The sequence below is a fragment of the Streptomyces sp. RerS4 genome, assembly GCF_023515955.1.
Lineage (GTDB): Bacteria > Actinomycetota > Actinomycetes > Streptomycetales > Streptomycetaceae > Streptomyces.
This window is the reverse complement of the sequence record NZ_CP097322.1, coordinates 6,802,843-6,819,404: the sequence shown is the minus strand read 5'-3', so window position 1 is coordinate 6,819,404 and position 16,562 is coordinate 6,802,843. Positions and strand designations below refer to the sequence as shown.

The window sequence follows — 16,562 nt, the reverse complement described above, 5'->3', positions numbered from 1 at the left end:
TGCGTGCGGGACGGGGTGGGTCGCTGCGGGCACGGCGTCACGCTACGCCGTGTCGGCACGTCCGCCGCGCACCGCTCGCGTCCTTCCCGACGCGGCGGCCCTTCTTCCCTATGTTGGGCCAATGACACGTGTTCTGGCAGTGCGCAGCGTGTTCCCGCCCCACCGGTACCCGCAGCCCTTGATCACGCGGGCGCTCGCCCGCTGCCTGCCGCCCGGCGCGGACGCGGCGCGGCTGCGCCGGGTGCACGCGGCGGCCGGGGTCGAGACGCGGCACCTGGCGCTCCCGCTGGAGGAGTACGGTCCGGGTGGTGATTTCGGGGCCGCCAACGCCCGCTTCGTGGCGACCGCGTCGGAGCTGGGGGCCGCCGCCGTCGACGCCGCGTTCGCCGGCGCGGATCTGGATCCGGGCGAGGTGGGCACGGTGCTGTCCACGACCGTGACCGGGCTCGCGACACCCTCGCTGGAGGCCCGGCTCGCCGACCGCTGCGGGCTGCGTCCCGACGTACGGCGACTGCCGCTGTTCGGGCTGGGCTGCGCGGCCGGGGCGGCGGGGCTCGGCCGGGTGCACGACATGTTGACGGGCCGCCCGGCGGACGCGGCCCTGCTGCTGTCCACGGAGCTGTGCTCGCTGACGCTCCAGCCGTCGGACACCTCGATGGCGAACCTGGTGGCCGGGGCGCTCTTCGGGGACGGGGCCGGGGCACTGGTCGCGGTGGGCGCGGAGCACCCCCGGCACGGCAGCGGCGCCGGGCCGCTGGTGGTGGACGCGCGCAGCCGGCTCTATCCGGGGACCGGGGACCTGCTGGGCTGGGACATCGGCCACTGGGGGTTCCGCATGGTGCTGGGCCGTGAACTGCCCGAGCTGGTGCGGATGCACGTGGCGGAGGAGGTCGAGTCCTTCCTCGCCGGGCACGACCTCAAGCCCGGCGATGTCGACGTCTGGGTGTGTCATCCGGGCGGTCCGAGGATCCTCGACGTGCTGGCGGAGGCGTTGGGCCTGTCCGGGGAGGCGTTCGCGGCGAGCCGTCGCTCGCTGGCCGAGGTGGGCAACCTCTCCTCCGCGTCCGTGCTGCACATTCTGGGCGGCGTCCAGTCGGCCGGGCCGCCGGCGCCGGGCGCGGTGGGGTTGATGCTGGCCTTCGGGCCGGGTTTCGCGTCCGAACTCGTCCTGCTGCGGTGGTGAGCACGATGTCGTTGGCCTGCTACCTGCTGTTCCTCGCCCTGGTGGCCGTCGAGCGGCTGGCCGAACTGGTCACCGCCCGACGGCATACCGCCTGGAGTTTGGCGCGGGGCGGCCGCGAGTACGGGCGGGGCCACTACCCCGTCATGGTCGTCCTGCACACCGCACTGCTGGTGGGGTGCGCGGTGGAGGCGGCGTACCGGCCGTTCCTGCCCGCGCTCGGCTGGACGGCGCTCGCGTTGGCGCTCGCGGCGCAGGGGCTGCGCTGGTGGTGTGTCGGCGCCCTCGGGCCGCGCTGGAACACGCGGGTGATCGTGGTACCGGGCCTGCCGCTGGTGCTCGCGGGCCCGTACCGGTGGTTGCGGCACCCGAACTACGTGGCCGTGGTGGTGGAGGGGGTCGCGCTGCCGCTGGTGCACTCGGCCTGGCTGACGGCCGTCGCCTTCACGGTGGCCAACGCGGCGCTGCTGCGCGTGCGGATCCGCTGTGAGGACGCGGCGTTGGCCGGCGCGACGGGGACGCGGCCGCCGGTGGCGGCGGGGGCGGCGGGGGGCGCGCCGTGATCGATCTGATCGTCGCCGGTGGCGGCCCGGCGGGCCTGGCGACCGCGATCCACGGGGCGCTCGCCGGGCTGGAGGTGGTGGTGGTCGAGCCGCGCCGGACGCCGATCGACAAGGCCTGCGGTGAGGGACTGATGCCGGGGGCGGTGCGCCGGCTGGAGGAGCTGGGCGTGCCGGTGACGGGCCGTCCGTTCCACGGGATCGGCTACGTGGACGGGGCGACGGGCCGCCGCGCGGAGGCGCTCTTCCGCTCCGGCCCCGGGCGCGGCACGCGGCGTACGGACCTCCAGGCGGCGCTGGCCGGGCGGGCCGCGGAGTTGGGCGTACGGGTCGTGGAGCGGCGGGTCGGCGAGGTCGTCCAGAACGAGAAGCGGGTGGCCGCCGCCGGGCTGTCGGCCCGGTGGCTGGTCGCGGCGGACGGGCTCCACTCGCCGCTGCGGCGCTCCCTGGGCCTGGGCGTACCCGCCGCGCCGGGCCGGCCCGCGCGGTACGGATTGCGTCGGCACTACGCGGTCGCGCCGTGGAGCGACCTGGTGGAGGTCCACTGGTCGCCGGGGTGCGAGGCCTACGTGACCCCGGTCGGGCCGGATCGGATCGGCGTGGCGGTGCTCACCTCGTGGCAGGAGCCGTTCGACGCGCAGTTGGCCCGCTTCCCGCTGCTGGCCGCCCGCCTGCCGGCGCCCGGCCCGGGGGCGACGGTGCGCGGGGCCGGGCCGCTGTGGCAACGGGCGCGGACGCGGGTGGCCGGGCGGGTGCTGTTCGTCGGGGACGCGGCCGGGTACGTCGACGCGCTCACCGGGGAGGGGCTGACGTTGGCGCTCTCGGCGGCGGGGGAGCTCGTACGGTGCCTGCGCGCGGGCCGGCCGCAGGAGTACGAGCGGGCCTGGCGGCGGCTGTCGCGGGACTACCGGGCCCTGACGACCTCCCTGCTGTGGGCCCGGCGCCGACCCGCGTTGGCCCGGCGGATCGTGCCCCTGGCGGCGCGGCTGCCGGGGGTGTTCTCGGGTGCGGTGAACCTGCTGGCGCGATGAGGAACCCCGGCCGCGGGGCGCGGCCGGGGCTCGGGGTGTGCCGGGTGGGTCAGGTTTCGCCGCCGGTTCGGGGACGTGGGGCGCGGTACTTCAGGGCCGCGCCTGCGAGGACCGCCGCGGCGCCCGCGCCGAGGACCACCGTGACGCCGGCCCACCCGTGGGGCCCGCCGAGCGAGCCGTCGAGGGGGTCGAAGAACACGATGCCGCCCACGATGTGCAGCGTGACGACCGCGAGGGCGGTCACCGCCGAGGCCCGCCACACGAGCGGGGTGTCGCGTACCGCCAGCAGGGCGCCGAGGCCCAGGCAGAGGAGGGACGCGGCGAGGGGCAGCAGGTCGGCGGGAACGGGCTCCGGGGGCTCGGCCGGGTTCGCGGGGAGGTGGAGCACCCCGCAGAGCAGCAGCGCCGCGGCCGTCGGCCAGCGCAGGACGTGGCGCAGCGCGGCCTGGAGGCCGACGGGCGTCGCGTCCGAGCGGGGCGCCGGTGGGGGTTCGGTCCGTCCGGGCGCGGGGGGTGGCGGGGCGGGCGGTTCCGGTGTGGTGCGGGGTGGCGGGGAGGGGTCCGGCGAGGCGGGGCGGGGCCCGGAAGACTGCGGGCCGGCCGCCCGGCGGTCCGTCGGGGGCCCGGCTGAGGGGCCGGTTGCGGGGGCGTCCGATGGCTCGGCTCCCGGGGCGAGGATCCCGGCCAGTTGGACCACGTCCTCGATGGGCCGGCCGACGGCCGCCGCGCGCAGGGCCACGTCGGCCCCGACCTCGTCGTGCGCGGCCTCGCCGAGCAGCGTCACCATGTGCCGGACCTCGTCGAGGGGCCGGGCGACGGCGGCGGCGCGCAGCGCGTCGTGTCCCGTGTCGGGGTGTTGGCCGCTCTGCTTGAGGAGGCCGACCAGGGCGGTCACCTCTTCGACGGGCCGGCAGGTCGCCGCCGTCTCCAGCAACGTCCGTATGGGCGTGGCGGATTGGTCCGTGTCGACGCCTGGGGCCGGTGTGGGCTCGGGCTCCCGCTCCTCCTCGTCCGGCGGATCGGGGAGGACGGAGACGGCGGGGAGGTCCGGGAGGTTGGGGAGATCGGGGTCGGCGAGATGGCGGGGGTTCGGGTCGGGGCCGGTGGGAGGCCCTTCACGGTCGTCGTGTTCCGTCGCCGTGAAGGTGCTCGGGTCGTTCATGGAAAGCTCCGTTCGCCGACGCGCGGGTCTACACATCGCGCGCCGGTCATCGTGCGTCATGGGAATCGCACGCTCTGTTACATTCAGCGGCATATGTCGGCACTGCGCCATTCGGGGCGGGCAAACGGGGATCCCGCCCGTCATACGGGGCATACGGGCGGCCGACGCGGACACGCCGCGATCAAAAACGGACAGAGCCGGTCCCGAACGGCGACAGTGGCCGGAATTCACCCGCTCCAGGAGGGGACGTCGCCCGTGCCGGACCCCCGCCCCACCCGTCGCCGCCCCACCCGTCGCCGGCGCCCCGGGCTGCCGGCCGTTCCCCTGGCCGTACTCCCCCTGGCCGCGCTCCTCCTCGTCGCCGGCTCCGGACCCTCCGCCACCTCGGCCGAGGGCCCCGCGACGGCCCGCCCCCTGGTGATGACCACCGAGGGGCCGGTACGGGGCCGCGCGCACGGTGGCCACGACACGTTCGACGGCATCCCGTACGCCGCCCCGCCGACCGGCGCGCTGCGCTGGCGCCCGCCCCGACCGGCCCCGCGCCGTACGGGCGTGCTCGACGCCGGGGCGCCCCGCGCGCACTGCCCACAGCTCCCGGCGATCGGGCCGGGTGGGCCGAGCGGCGCGGAGGACTGCCTGTTCCTGAACGTCACCGCCCCCACCGGACCCGGGCGCGGCCGCCCGGTCATGGTGTGGTTCCACGGCGGTGGTTTCCGCCTCGGCTCGGGGCACCTCTACCGGCCCGATCCACTGGCCGTGCGCGGTGACGTGGTGGTGGTCACCGTCAACTACCGGCTCGGGATCCTCGGGTTCCTCGGCCACCCGGAGCTGGGCGGCGCGCCCGACTTCGGGTTCGCCGACCAGCAGGCGGCCCTGCGCTGGGTTCGGGCCAACGCGGCACGGTTCGGGGGCGATCCGCAGCGGGTCACCGTGTTCGGGAACTCGGCCGGCGGGCTCAGCGTCTGCGCGCACCTGACCTCCCCCGGCTCCGCCGGCCTGTTCGCGCGGGCGATCGTGCAGAGCGGCTCCTGCTCGACCACGATCGCCCCGCACGCGCTGCTGCCGACGGTCGGGGCGTACGAGCCCTTCGTGCCGCAGGCGCGGACGGTCGCGGACGGGGTGGCGGCGGCGGAGGCGCTCGGCTGCGGGGGACGACCGGCCGGGACGGTGCTCGACTGCCTGCGCGCCCTGCCGACGGACCGACTGGTGACGCCCGCGCTGATGGAGCGCTTTTCCGCGCTCGCCTACGGCAACACCGTGCTCCCCGTCGAGCCGCGTCGGGCGATCGCCGAGGGCCGCTTCCACCGGGTGCCGGTGATGCAGGGCTCGACGCGGGACGAGATGCGACTGTTCGTCGCGCAGACCCTGGGCGCCCACCCGGTGGGCGACGCGCGGGCCTACCGGGAGCGCGTGCGGGCCTCCTTCGGGGAGGCGACGCCGGCCATCGAGGCGGCCTATCCGCCGGCCGCGTTCCCGACGGCCGCGCTCGCCTGGGCCGCCGTGCTGTCGGACGCCTCCTTCGTCTGCCCCACCCTGCGCGACAGCAGGGCGCAGGCCAAGTACGTCCCCACGTACGGCTACCTCTTCAGCGACGCCGACGCGCCGAACGTGACAGGCCTGCCGGAGCCGGCCGGCTTCCCGTACGGGGCCGCGCACGGCTTCGAACTGCCGTCCCTGTTCGCGGGAGCCACCCTGACGCCGCCCCAACAGGCCCTGTCGGCGCGGATGGTGCGGTACTGGACGCACTTCGCCCGCACCGGCACCCCGAACAGCCCGGGAAGCCCGCCGTGGCCCCGGCTCACCTCCTCCGAAAACAGCCCCGTCCTGAACCTGGCCCCGGGCCCGGACGCGATCCGCCCCCTGGACCCGGGCCCGGCCCACCACTGCGCCCTGTGGGACGCGCTGCTCCCGCCCGAGCCGGTGCGGGACGTCCGGCCGTACGCGGCCGGACGGTGACGGGGGCTACAGGCGGACGTTCCAGGTCACGGTGGAGCTGAGGGTGCGGGCGACGGCGGGGTCGCGGACCGACTGGGTGGGGTCCTCGGCGGTCACCGACAGGCGGTGGGAGCGGAGGTCGAACAGCCACAGGTCCGCCACGCGTACCTCCGTGCGCCCCTCGAAGCGCTTCAGTTCCCGTCCATCGAGGTACCAGCGGACGACCGGTGGCCGGCTGCCGACCAGGTGGGGGACGGCCGCCTTCGCGGTGTGGCGCGGGCCCAGTACCCGGTCGGTGGGGGTGAGCGCGGTGACGAGGTTCGCGTGCCGGTGGAAGCCCGCGATCATCGCCTCGACGCCGGGCAGGTTGAACGGTTTGCCGAGGATCCGCATCAGCGAGTTGTCGGTCGGGCGGCGGAGCCCGGTGACGTAGTAGCCGCCGCCCTCGTACGCGCCGACCGTGCCGCCGTCGGGGGAGGTTTCGCCCAGCCAGCGGTACCACTTGGTCCGTCGGTCGGCCATCGCGGCGGCGTCCAGGGTGGAGATGTTGGTGTCGGCGGGCTCGGGGCCGGTGTACTTCTCGTACGCGGGGACGCCGGGGTAGGCGTACTCGTCGGCGAGCTTGCCGAGGGAGTGTCCGGTCTCGTGGATGGCGACCTGGCCGGCCTTGGGGTGTCCGGCGGAGGCGGTGGAGATGCCCTCGTAGCCGAGGGTGGCGCTGGGCTCGTTGTAGCCGGCGCCGCCGTACTTGGCGCTGTTGGCGAGGACGAGGACGAGGTCGGCCTCGGGGGCGCGGGCCACGTAGGCGTCCACCTTGGTCTGGTCGACGCAGAGCAGCCGCTCGATGTCCTCGCACCAGAAGTACGTACCGAGTGCGGTGTCGCGGACGGTGTCGGGGCCGGGGTCGCCGGAGACCCCGGACTGGGCGGAGACGGCGTCCACGGTCCACACGTTGAAGAGCGCGCGGTAGGTGGTGTACGGCTCGACGGCCGTGACCTCGTCCCACTTCGCGCGCGCGTCGGCGTGGAACTTCTCCAACTCGTCGGCGGTGTAGCCGTCGCCGACGACCACGACGTCCAGGCGGTCCGCGCTGGGGCCATTGTCGACCATCGCGGTGACGGCGCCGTCGGCCGCGCCGGCCGCCCCGGTGAGGCGCCGGGCCGGCGTCGCCCGGCCGGCGGCGGGGACGCTGACGTGGCCGGAGCCGGCCTCGCGGCCGTGCTCCGGCCCAGGTATCTCGACGGTGACCCCGTCCCGCCGGGGCGGGTCGGCCACGGCGGCGGGCGCGGGGCGGTGGCGGCCCACAGCGCGGCGGACGCGCAGACGGCCGCGAGCGCCGCGCGCCGCCGCCGTCCCCGCCCGGCGGCCGGTCGAATGGTTGAACGCATCAAGTCCTCCACACACGAAGGGAGTTAAGCGAGCAAGTAAATGGACTGAACCGGTTGCTTAAATTAGGTGCCGCGCAGGGCGTGCGCAATGGTCCGGTCCCGATCGATACTGGGCAGTCGGAGCAACAGGGTCCGCAGCAGGGGGAAGTGATGGACGAACCGGCCGAGATCGGCCGCCGTGTGCAGCGGCTGCGCACCGAACGCGGGCTCACCCAACGGCAGTTGGCCGAGCCTGCCTACACGCCGGCCTACGTGTCGACCCTGGAGGCGGGCAAGGTGCGCCCGTCCGAGAACGCCCTGCGCTTCCTCGCGGGGCGGCTCGGTACCTCGTACGAGGAGCTGACCACCGGCCGCCCGCCGCGTCTGGCCACCGAGTTGCGGCTCGCCCTGACGGACGCCCACCGCACCCTCGCGACCGGCCCGGCGACGCGGGCCGCCGCCCGCTACCGGGAGCTGCTCGCCGAGGCGGAGCGGCTGGAGCTCGTGGACGAGCGGGTCGAGGCGCTGCTCGGGCTCGGCGACTGCGCCCTGGAGACCGGGGAACTGACGGCGGCGGCCGGGCACTTCGAGGCGGCGGAGGCGCTGTTGGCCGGCGAGCCGCTGCCGCGCCGGGCCCGGCCGATCCGGGGCCGGGCCGTGGCCCACCTGCTCGCCGGTGAGCTCCGCTACGCCTGCTACCTCCTGGAATCGACCATCGACGCCCTCAACGCGGCCGGCCTGGGCGATCCGGAGGCGTTGGTGCTGCTGTACGCGGCGGTCATCGGCCCGTACATCGACATGGGCGCGCACGCCCGCGCCGCGCACGCCGCCGAGTTGGCGTTGGCGCTGGCCCCCGAGGTCGGGGATCCGGCGCTGGTGGCGGGGATGCACCGGCAGGTGGCACGGACGTTCCTGGCCCAGGGGCGGATCGCGGACGCCGACGCCTCGCTGGCGAAGGCGCAGGAGGCCTACCGGCGGCTGCGGCTGGGCACCGACCTGGCGCACTGTCACTGGATGCGCGGGTACGTGCAGGCTCAGCACGGCGAACTGGCATCGGCCGAGCGGGAGTTGCGGTTGGCCCGGGAGATGCTGCGGGCGCGGCGGGCCGTGCTGTACACGGCGCAGGTGGAGGTGGAGCTGGCGGACGTGCTGCGCCGGCTGGGTCGGTACGCGGAGGCCGGCGAGCTGGTGTCGGGCCTGCTGGAGCCGGGCGCGGGCGCGGCCGGTCCGGGCGCCGTGCACGCGGGCGGCGCGCACCGGCTGCTCGGGCTGATCGCGCAGGAGCGCGGGGACGTGGAGGGCGCCGAGGAGCACTACGTACGGGCGTTGGCCCTGCTGGAGCGCAGCGGCGCGGGCGGTGACCTCGCGGACGTGTGCCGGCTGCTGGGCGATCTGCTGCGCCGGACGGGCCGCGTGGAGGCGGCCCTCGACGCCTACCGGACGGGTCTGGGGCATCGGGCGGCGCCGGGTACGACCACCCTGGGACCGGCTCCGGCGGCCCCGGCGTTCCGGCCGCCCGTGACCCCGTGCACGACACCGCTCCCGGTGCCGCGCTGAGGGAGCGTGGGCCGGGAGCGGTGTCGCGGGGAAGGGGTCAGTGGTTCTCGGTGGGCTGGAGGTCTCGCGGGATCAGCGCCCAGGTGGTGGCCGCGGCGGCGACCGCCAGGGCTCCGGCCATCAGGAAGGCCGGAGTGATCGCCAGGGTGTAGGCGTGCGAGGCGGTGTCCAGGAGCGCCTGCCCGACGGTGCCGCCGAGGCGCTCGGCGACGTGCGCCGCCTCGCCCACGGAGTCCCGTACGGCGCTCGCGGCGGGGCCGTCGAGGTCGAGGACCGGCAGGTTGCCGCGGTAGAGGGCGGCGGCGGTGCTGCCGAGGACGGCCACGCCCATGGCGGAGCCCAGTTCGTAGCAGGTCTCCTCGATGGCGGCGGCGCTGGAGACCTCGTCGGCGGGTGCGGCGGAGACCAGGGTCACGGAGGCCACGGTGGTCGCCAGGCCCGCGCCCAGTCCCATGACGGTCAGGGCGGCGGCGAACGCCGGGTAGCCGAGGTCGGCGTACTGCTGGAGGGTCCACGGCAGGGCCATGCCGGCCGCGAGGACGACCAGTGCCGCGCCGAGCACGTGGCGGATCGGGAAGCGGTGCATCAGCGCGGGCGCCACGATCGAGGCGCAGATCAGGGCGAGCGGCGCAGGCAGCAGGCGCAGGCCCGCCTCCAGCGGGGTGTAGCCCTGCCCGTACTGGAACCACTGGGTGACGAGGAAGAGGATCGCGCCCATGCCCACCATCGGCAGGAAGATCGCGGTGGCGGCGACGCTGAAGGCGGGCTTGGCGAACAGCCGGACCTGGAGCAGCGGCGGTTCGACGCGCAGCTGGCGGCGGACGAACACGGTCAGCGCCACGACGGCGACGGCGAGCAGGACCCACGGCAGTGGGGAGCCGACGCCGCTCTTGCCGAGCTGCTTGATGCCGCCGGCGAGGGCGAGCATGCCGACGATCGACTGGGCGACGCCCCACCAGTCCCAACTGCCGTTCGTGCTGAGCGGGTTGCGTGATTCGGGCAGGTAGCGCAGGCCGGCCGCGACGATGAGGGCGGCGACGGGCAGGTTCAGGAGGAAGGCGGAGTGCCAGCCGTGGTCCTGGACGAGGAGTCCGCCGACGACGGGGCCGAAGGCCATGCCGCCGCCGAAGACGGCGGCCCAGACGGCGAGGGCGAAGGCCCGTTCCTTGGCGTCGGTGAAGACGCCGCGCAGGATCGACAGGGTGGACGGCATGATGGCCGCGCCACCGATGCCGAGCAGGGCGCGGGCGGCTATCAGGTGCCAGGGTTCGGTGGCGAAGACGGCGAGCAGGGAGGCGGCGGAGAAGATGCCGAAGCCCGCCATGAGCAGCCGCTTGCGGCCCCAGCGGTCGCCGAGCGCGCCGGCGGTGACGAGGAGGCCCGACAGGGCGAGGGCGTAGACGTCGATGATCCACAGCTGCTGTACGGCGCCGGGCTGGAGGTCGGCGACGAGCGAGGGGAAGGCCACGTTGAGGATCGTGGTGTCCATCGAGATGAGCAGGAGGCTGCCGGAGAGGATCGCCAGGACGGTCCAGCGACGCGGGTCCGGCGTGGGGGTGTGCATGGGATTCCGTTCGGTGTCGTGCACGGGATGCCGCGCGGCGCGGCGGGTCAGGCGGTGGGGGCGGGAGCCGGGGGCGGCCAGGGCGGTCGCGCTCCGCCGAGGAAGGAGGTGAGGACGAGCCGGCCGATGTCGCGGGGAGCCAGGTGGCCGTCGCGGACACCCTCGGCGGCGGCGTCGAGCAGACCCCACAGGGAGTACCAGATCCAGTACGGCGGCAGGTCGACGCGCAGGCGGCCCAGGCGCTGGCCCACGGCGAGGAAGGCGAGGGCCCGCCGGTCCTGGCGTTCCACGCCGGCGCGGAACGCGGGGTCCGCGAGGACGGTGGCGTCGCGCGAGGTGAATCCGTAGAGGTGGGCGGCCGGCAGCAGGGCGACGACCAGGTCTTCGAGCGCGGCGTCGAAGGTGGCGCCGTCGGCGCTCGCCCCGTCGAGGTCGAGGGGTGCCAGGCAGCCGTCGACGACGTGGATGGCGCGCACGGCGACCGCCTTGAGCAGGGCCTCGCGGGTGGCGTAGCGGCGGCTCAGGGTGGCCCGGCTGGTGCCGATGCCCGCCGCGATCTGCACCATCGAGGCGCTGTGATCGCCGGCGAGGACGCGGGCGGCGGCGTCGAGCAGCTCTTCTTCACGGATCACGGTGAGCCTCCTTCGCCTCGAACGATACATTTTTGTCTCACTCGACGCAAGGATGACGCAATCCCGGGCTTGTTCCGGGCAGCAGTACGCCCCCGCGCCCGGTGGGGGCGCGGGGGCGTGGGCCTGTGTGGCTGTGTGGCTGTCGGGCCGTGTGGCCGTCGGGCGGTGTGTGCTCAGTCCTCGCCGGCGCTGCGGGCGCGGGCGCCCGAGCGGGTGCGGGCGGCGGTGGGGGCGCGCTCCGGGTGGCGGCGCAGGTACTCGTCCTCCAGCTCCTTGAGCCGCTGCGAGTGCGTGGCCAGGGCCTCGTCCGAGCCGTGGAGGAAGGTTTCGTGGCGGGTGCGGTGGATGGTCTCCAGCTCCTTGAGCAACCGACCGTCCTCCAGCTCGCGCGCCGCCGGTCCGCTCGTGTGCTCCTCCATGGCCACCACCTCCGCGTCCGTGGTCCGTTTCGCCCCACGTTCCACGGTAGTCGGCACTGTGCCGCTCGGCCCGCCCGGCGGCGGGGCGTCCCCCGCGCCGTCAGCCCTCCGGCGCGGGGGTCGGCGTCCGGCGGGGGTAGGCGCGCGGGGCGGTGCGTACGGACCACACCACCGAGACCAGCGGGACCGCGACCACCGCGCCGACCACCCCGACGGCGGTGGCCCCGGCGATCACGGCGACGGCCACCACCAGCGGTGCAGTCGCACCGCTCGGCGGCCTGGGCCGGGCGACGAGGACCGGCTGAAGCGGACACCCCCCAGGCAGGCCCGGCGCCCGAACGGCGGTGTTCACGGTGCGCGGCGCCGGCCCTCCCGGGAGGGTGACGGCATGGGCTCATGGTGGTACCGCAACGTCCTGGAGCCGGGCAAACTGCCCCTGCTGTTGGCGCTGTCCGCGTTCGTCGTGACCTTCGCCGTGACCCGGGTGATCACGCGGATGATCCGGGCCGGCAAGGGCCCCTTCCGCAACGTCACGCCGGGCGGCCTGCACGTGCACCACGCCGTGCCCGGGGTGATCCTCATGACCGTGGGCGGGTTCACCGCCATCGGGGGCGGCCGTACGGGGTGGGGTGCGGCGGTGGCGGCGGTGCTCTTCGGCATGGGGGCCGGCCTCGTCCTGGACGAGTTCGCGCTGATCCTGCACCTGAGCGACGTCTACTGGACCAAGCAGGGCACGATCAGCGTCGAGGTCGTCCTCATGACCTCCGCCCTGGCCTCCCTGCTGCTGTGCGGCTTCCTCCCGCTGGGGGTGGACGACCTGACGCCGGACGAGAGGCAGAACCGGCTCACGGCCGTGGGCACGGTGGCACTCAACCTGCTGTTCGCCGTCGTCGCGCTGTTCAAGGGCAAGCCGCGCATGGCCGTCCTGGGGGCGATCGTTCCGCTGATCGCCCTGGTCGGGGCGGTGCGTCTGGCGCGGCCGGTGTCCCCGTGGGCGCGACGGTTCTACCGGGGCCGGCCGAAGGCGCGGGCCCGGACGATCAAACGGGCGTACCGGCACGACCGGCGGTGGAGCGGGCTGCGGCGCCGCGTCGACTACCTGATCGGCGGGGCGCCCAGCCAGGAGGACGTCCCGCCGGTACGGCGGTGACCGGTGGGCAGGGGTGTCAGGCGCCGGCGGCGGCGGGGGTCTCGTCGAGCTCCCAGGCGTGGCGCTTGAACTCCCGGCGGAAGTCGGCGTGGTCCTCCCACTGGCGGGCGATCCCGCGCAGGACGTCCCAGTGGTGCTCGACCGACTGGTCGATGACGGCGCGGGTGCGGGAGTCCTCGGCCGTCGCCCGCCGCTCGATGAGGCCCTTGACCGCGGAGGCCTCCAACACGCTGTTGCGCAGGGCGCGCAGGGCCCGGGAGGTGTCGTCCATCGCGAAGCCGCTGTCACTTCCGGACTCCGCCTCGAACAGCGGCGTGAGCCGCGCCTCGATGAACGCGGTGATCCGCTCGAAGTGCTGGACGTCCATCAGGGGTCTCCCTTTCCCGCCGCCCGGCGCGTGGCGCGGCGCGGCTCATCGAAGCGGCTCGGGGTCGAGCCCAAGTGCAGGATACGAGGTCGCTCCGGGCCGCCGCGCCGCCGGTCCTCGGCCCGTCAGATCGGCGCGGTGACGGCGAGGATGGGCGGTGCGGGCGAGGTGTGACGGTGGCCGCAGGGGTCGAAGACCAGCACGACCGGCTCGCCCGGTCGTTGGCGCCACGAGATCCGGTGCGGTGCGTCGCCGCACGCCGGGCAGGAGGGCAGCGGACTCGGCGGGCCGGGCTCGGGCTCGGGCTCGGTGTGGCACTCGGGCAGGGCCGTGAGCGTCGGCGGCACGGTGTGCGGGTCACGCATGGGGGCTCCCGGGTCCGGAGGTGGCACTCCAGGCACTGTGTCATGCCGCACGGCTCCCGCGCACGGGCGAATCGTCCCGTGTTCCGGCTGGTCAGCCCGTGCCACCAGGCCGAATCCGGGCCTCTGGGGGCACTTGGTGATCAAGTGCTCCTCTGCCCCGCCTCGACCGGGCCCGACGCGCAGGCGGCAAGCACGGCCGGGGCGCGAAGGGCCGGGGCACGGAGGGGCCTGGGCGCGGAAGGGCCGGGGCGCGGAGGTCCGTACGGGCTTCTCCGCGCCCCGGCCGTGTCCGCGCCGGTCACGGCAGCTCGGCGACCTCCGGGTGATCGGTCAGCCAGGCGCGGACGGCCTGCTGTTCCTTGCCCTTGCCGGCCTGCTGGATCTTCGCTTCCAGGCCGGTGAGCTGCTTCTCGTCCAGCTTGAAGGCACGCAGCCAGGCGGCGATCTCGGGCTCGTCGGCGGCGAAGCCCTTGCGGGCGAGGGTGTGGATGCCGTCGCCCTTGCCCCAGACGCCCTTGGGGTCCTCCAGCTTGGTCAGCTCGTAGGAGGAGTACGCCCAGTGCGGGGACCACAGGACGGTGACGACGGGTTCCTGCTTGGCGTAGGCCCGCTGGAGTTCGGCGAGCATGCCGGGCGTGGAGCCGTCGACGACCTGGTACTCGCCTTCGAGGCCGTACTCCTTCAGCACCTTCTCCTTCAGCACGGACATGGCGCCGGCGCTGGGTTCGATGCCGATGATCCGGCCCTTGAAGCGGTCGCCCTTGCCCTTGAGGTCGGCGAGGGAGCGGACGTCCTTCATGTACGAGGGCACGGACAGCTCGATGGAGGTGGGGCCGTACCAGGCGCCGAGGTCGTCCAGCTTGTTCCCGTACTTCTCCCAGTACTGGGCCTGGGTGACGGGCAGCCAGGCGTCGGTCTGGAAGTCGACCTGGCCGCCGGCGAGTCCGGTGAAGAGCGCGCCGAGCTCCAGTTGGCGGGCGTCGACCTTGAAGCCCTTGCGCTCCAGCAGTTCCTTCCACAGGAAGGTCGAGGCGATGCCCTCGTCCCAGGGGATGTAGCCGATGCTGACGGTGCGGCCCTTGCCGATGTCCGCGCCGCCGACCGCGCCGTGCGAGCGGTCGCCGGAGCCGCCGAAGGTGCTCAGGCCGCCGGCGACGAGGGCGAGGACGACGGCGGCGGTGACGGCGTAGGCGGGAGCGGGCCGGTGGTTCCACAGCCTGGTCCGGCCGGTCGCGGCGGCGCGGGCCCGTGCCAGGGTGCGGCGACCGAGCGGGGAGACCTGGCGGCCGAGGGCGCCGGTCATGCGGTCCAGGTACATGGCGAGGACCACGATGGACAGGCCGGCCTCGAAGCCGAGGCCGATGTCCACACTGCCGATGGCCCGGTAGACGGCGCCGCCGAGGCCGCCGCCGCCGACCATGCCGGCGATGACGACCATGGACAGGCCGAGCATGATGACCTGGTTGACGCCCGCCATGATCGTGGGCAGGGCCAGCGGGAGCTGGACGCGTACGAGGGTGTCGCGCGGGGTCGTGCCGAAGGCGTCGGCGGCCTCGACCAGTTCGGCGTCGACCTGGCGGATGCCGAGTTCGGTCATCCGTACGCCGGGGGGCAGCGAGAAGATGATCGTGGCGATGATGCCGGGGACGACGCCGACGCCGAAGAAGATGATGCCGGGGATGAGGTAGACCATGGCCGGCATGGTCTGCATGAAGTCCAGGGCGGGCCGCAGGGCGGCGCTGACCCGCTCGGAGCGGGAGGCGCGGATGCCCAGCGGGATCGCGATGACCAGGGTGACGAGGGTGGAGACCAGGACCAGGGAGAGGGTGGCCATGGCCTCCTCCCACAGGCCGAGGGAATCCACGAGCGCGAAGCCGGCGAAGGCGAGCAGGCCCGCGAGAAGGCCGCGCAGCCACCAGGCGGCGACGGCGAGGATGCCGGCGAAGAGCAGCGGGGCGGGGGCGGACAGGGCCGCGTCGACGCCGTCGTAGAGGGCGGTGACGACGGCGCTGACGGTGTCGAAGAGCCAGGACAGGTGACGCTGGAGGAAGTCGACGCCGCCGTCCACCCAGGTGCCGAGGTGCAGACGGGGCATCAGAGCGCCACCTCCGCGCGCGGGCGCGGGAGCGCGCAGGCCATCGGCGGCCGCTGTTCGTCCCCGATGAAGGCGACGAGGCGGTCCTGCGGTACGGCGCCCAGGACGGCGCCGTCCTCGTCGGTGACGAAGACCGGGTGCGGGACGCGGGCGCTGACGGCGCACAGTTCGGCGAGCGGGGTGTCCGCGCCGACGGTGGGGCAGCCGCAGGCCGCGAGGGTGTCGGGGGCCTCGTCCATGACCGCGTCGGCGGTGAGGACGCGCGAGCGGTCGACGTCCTGGACGAAGGAGGCGACGTAGTCGTCGGCGGGGCGGGTGAGGATCTCCTCGGGGGTGCCCTGCTGGACGATGCGGCCGTCGCGCATGACGGCGACGGTGTCGCCGATGCGCATGGCCTCGCCGAGGTCGTGGGTGATGAAGACGATGGTCTTGCGCAGGGTCCGCTGGAGTTCCAGGAGCTGGTCCTGCATGTCGCGGCGGATCAGCGGGTCCAGGGCGCTGAAGGACTCGTCCATGAGCAGCAGTTCGGCGTCGGTGGCGAGCGCGCGGGCGAGACCGACGCGTTGTTGCATGCCGCCGGAGAGTTCGTCGGGCCAGGAGTTCTCCCAGCCGCCGAGCCCGCACAGTGCCAGCGCCTCGGCGGCACGGCGTTCGCGCTCGGCCCGGGGGACGCCCTGGACCTCCAGACCGTAGGCGGCGTTGGCGAGGACGTCGCGGTGCGGGAAGAGCGCGAAGTGCTGGAACACCATGGAGATACGGGTGGACCGTACGCGGCGCAGCTCGCGCGCGCTCAGGGTGGTGAGGTCCTCGCCGTCGAAGAGGACCCGGCCCGAGGTGGGTTCGAGCAGCCCGTTGAGCATGCGCAGGAGGGTGGACTTGCCGGAGCCCGACAGCCCCATGACGACGAAGATCCGGCCGGGCTCGACGCGGAAGGACGCGTCGATGACGGCCGCCGTCGTCCCCTCCTCGCGCAGCTCGTCGCGGCTCTTGCCGCCTTCGAGCGCGTGCACCGCGTCCCTCAGCCGATCGGGTCGTCTTGCGAACACCTTGTAGACGTGTTCGGCCTGGAGCGTGGACACATGCACCTCGGGGGTCGTACCGGGTCCGGACCGCCGCCGGGGCGGTGGGCCGGGGAGCGGGACGGGATCCGCCCGCCGTGCCGCGTCCACGACCCTTCG

General features: G+C 74.7%; 16 protein-coding genes. 6 read left to right on the top strand and 10 right to left on the bottom strand.

The features are described from left to right. Positions 1-121: 121 nt before the first annotated feature. Genes M4D82_RS30540 through M4D82_RS30530 form a run of 3 tightly spaced genes read left to right on the top strand, consistent with a single transcriptional unit; the run spans position 122 to position 2,771 of the window. Positions 122-1,183 (top strand): type III polyketide synthase, encoded by a 1,062-nt coding sequence (locus tag M4D82_RS30540; protein ID WP_249770494.1) that lies wholly within the window; start codon positions 122-124, stop codon positions 1,181-1,183. Between the two features lie 5 nt (positions 1,184-1,188). Beyond that, positions 1,189-1,743, top strand: a complete 555-nt coding sequence (locus M4D82_RS30535) for an isoprenylcysteine carboxyl methyltransferase family protein (protein ID WP_249772296.1) — start codon at positions 1,189-1,191, stop codon at positions 1,741-1,743. Further along, positions 1,740-2,771, top strand: a complete 1,032-nt coding sequence (locus M4D82_RS30530; protein WP_249770492.1) for an NAD(P)/FAD-dependent oxidoreductase — start codon at positions 1,740-1,742, stop codon at positions 2,769-2,771. Before M4D82_RS30535 ends, M4D82_RS30530 begins: the two co-directional genes overlap by 4 nt. 49 nt (positions 2,772-2,820) lie before the next feature. Here the strand turns inward: M4D82_RS30530 and M4D82_RS30525 are convergent, their stop codons facing one another. Next, entirely contained in the window at positions 2,821-3,933 is a 1,113-nt protein-coding gene (locus M4D82_RS30525) for a hypothetical protein (protein ID WP_249770490.1), read from the bottom strand. A 255-nt stretch (positions 3,934-4,188) separates the two neighbouring features. Between M4D82_RS30525 and M4D82_RS30520 the strand changes: the two genes are divergently transcribed. After that, entirely contained in the window at positions 4,189-5,889 is a 1,701-nt protein-coding gene (locus tag M4D82_RS30520) for a carboxylesterase/lipase family protein (protein ID WP_249770488.1), read from the top strand. 6 nt (positions 5,890-5,895) lie between these two features. Here the strand turns inward: M4D82_RS30520 and M4D82_RS30515 are convergent, their stop codons facing one another. Continuing rightward, positions 5,896-7,272, bottom strand: a complete 1,377-nt coding sequence (locus M4D82_RS30515) for a M64 family metallopeptidase (RefSeq protein WP_249770486.1) — start codon at positions 7,270-7,272, stop codon at positions 5,896-5,898. A gap of 134 nt (positions 7,273-7,406) precedes the next feature. Here M4D82_RS30515 and M4D82_RS30510 point away from each other — a divergent pair, with 134 nt between their 5' ends. Further along, the gene (locus M4D82_RS30510) at positions 7,407-8,792 is read left to right on the top strand and encodes a helix-turn-helix domain-containing protein (RefSeq protein ID WP_249770484.1); all 1,386 of its coding nucleotides are present in this window, start codon (positions 7,407-7,409) and stop codon (positions 8,790-8,792) included. Positions 8,793-8,829: 37 nt separating this feature from the next. On the opposite strand, the gene M4D82_RS30505 is transcribed toward M4D82_RS30510, so the two are convergent. The 4 genes from M4D82_RS30505 to M4D82_RS30490 form a co-directional block, all read right to left on the bottom strand. Continuing rightward, positions 8,830-10,356, bottom strand: a complete 1,527-nt coding sequence (locus tag M4D82_RS30505) for an MFS transporter (protein ID WP_249770482.1) — start codon at positions 10,354-10,356, stop codon at positions 8,830-8,832. 47 nt (positions 10,357-10,403) lie between these two features. After that, entirely contained in the window at positions 10,404-10,988 is a 585-nt protein-coding gene (locus M4D82_RS30500) for a TetR/AcrR family transcriptional regulator (RefSeq protein WP_249770480.1), read from the bottom strand. A gap of 173 nt (positions 10,989-11,161) precedes the next feature. Then, positions 11,162-11,407, bottom strand: coding sequence for a DUF6158 family protein (locus M4D82_RS30495; protein ID WP_249770478.1), 246 nt, complete (start codon positions 11,405-11,407; stop codon positions 11,162-11,164). A 100-nt stretch (positions 11,408-11,507) separates the two neighbouring features. Beyond that, positions 11,508-11,654, bottom strand: coding sequence for a hypothetical protein (locus M4D82_RS30490; protein WP_283844525.1), 147 nt, complete (start codon positions 11,652-11,654; stop codon positions 11,508-11,510). 141 nt (positions 11,655-11,795) lie between these two features. Here M4D82_RS30490 and M4D82_RS30485 point away from each other — a divergent pair, with 141 nt between their 5' ends. Continuing rightward, positions 11,796-12,557 (top strand): hypothetical protein, encoded by a 762-nt coding sequence (locus M4D82_RS30485; RefSeq protein ID WP_249770476.1) that lies wholly within the window; start codon positions 11,796-11,798, stop codon positions 12,555-12,557. A gap of 16 nt (positions 12,558-12,573) precedes the next feature. Here M4D82_RS30485 and M4D82_RS30480 read toward each other — a convergent pair whose 3' ends face one another. From M4D82_RS30480 to M4D82_RS30465, 4 genes are all read right to left on the bottom strand, one after another. Continuing rightward, entirely contained in the window at positions 12,574-12,924 is a 351-nt protein-coding gene (locus M4D82_RS30480) for a hypothetical protein (RefSeq protein WP_249770474.1), read from the bottom strand. A gap of 125 nt (positions 12,925-13,049) precedes the next feature. Continuing rightward, positions 13,050-13,289 (bottom strand): hypothetical protein, encoded by a 240-nt coding sequence (locus M4D82_RS30475; protein WP_249770472.1) that lies wholly within the window; start codon positions 13,287-13,289, stop codon positions 13,050-13,052. A 298-nt stretch (positions 13,290-13,587) separates the two neighbouring features. After that, positions 13,588-15,384: an ABC transporter permease/substrate binding protein gene (locus tag M4D82_RS30470; RefSeq protein ID WP_249770470.1), complete on the bottom strand. Its 1,797-nt coding sequence runs from the start codon at positions 15,382-15,384 to the stop codon at positions 13,588-13,590. Continuing rightward, the gene (locus tag M4D82_RS30465; protein WP_249772294.1) at positions 15,384-16,463 is read right to left on the bottom strand and encodes a quaternary amine ABC transporter ATP-binding protein; all 1,080 of its coding nucleotides are present in this window, start codon (positions 16,461-16,463) and stop codon (positions 15,384-15,386) included. Before M4D82_RS30465 ends, M4D82_RS30470 begins: the two co-directional genes overlap by 1 nt. Positions 16,464-16,562: the final 99 nt, after the last annotated feature.

Coding starts and splice junctions, on each gene's coding strand:
- M4D82_RS30540 (WP_249770494.1), top strand. CDS start 122: ATGACACGTGTTCTGGCAGTGCGCAGCGTGTTCCCGCCCCACCGGTAC.
- M4D82_RS30535 (WP_249772296.1), top strand. CDS start 1,189: ATGTCGTTGGCCTGCTACCTGCTGTTCCTCGCCCTGGTGGCCGTCGAG.
- M4D82_RS30525 (WP_249770490.1), bottom strand. CDS start 3,933: ATGAACGACCCGAGCACCTTCACGGCGACGGAACACGACGACCGTGAA.
- M4D82_RS30510 (WP_249770484.1), top strand. CDS start 7,407: ATGGACGAACCGGCCGAGATCGGCCGCCGTGTGCAGCGGCTGCGCACC.
- M4D82_RS30505 (WP_249770482.1), bottom strand. CDS start 10,356: ATGCACACCCCCACGCCGGACCCGCGTCGCTGGACCGTCCTGGCGATC.
- M4D82_RS30495 (WP_249770478.1), bottom strand. CDS start 11,407: ATGGAGGAGCACACGAGCGGACCGGCGGCGCGCGAGCTGGAGGACGGT.
- M4D82_RS30485 (WP_249770476.1), top strand. CDS start 11,796: ATGGGCTCATGGTGGTACCGCAACGTCCTGGAGCCGGGCAAACTGCCC.
- M4D82_RS30480 (WP_249770474.1), bottom strand. CDS start 12,924: ATGGACGTCCAGCACTTCGAGCGGATCACCGCGTTCATCGAGGCGCGG.
- M4D82_RS30475 (WP_249770472.1), bottom strand. CDS start 13,289: ATGCGTGACCCGCACACCGTGCCGCCGACGCTCACGGCCCTGCCCGAG.
- M4D82_RS30470 (WP_249770470.1), bottom strand. CDS start 15,384: ATGCCCCGTCTGCACCTCGGCACCTGGGTGGACGGCGGCGTCGACTTC.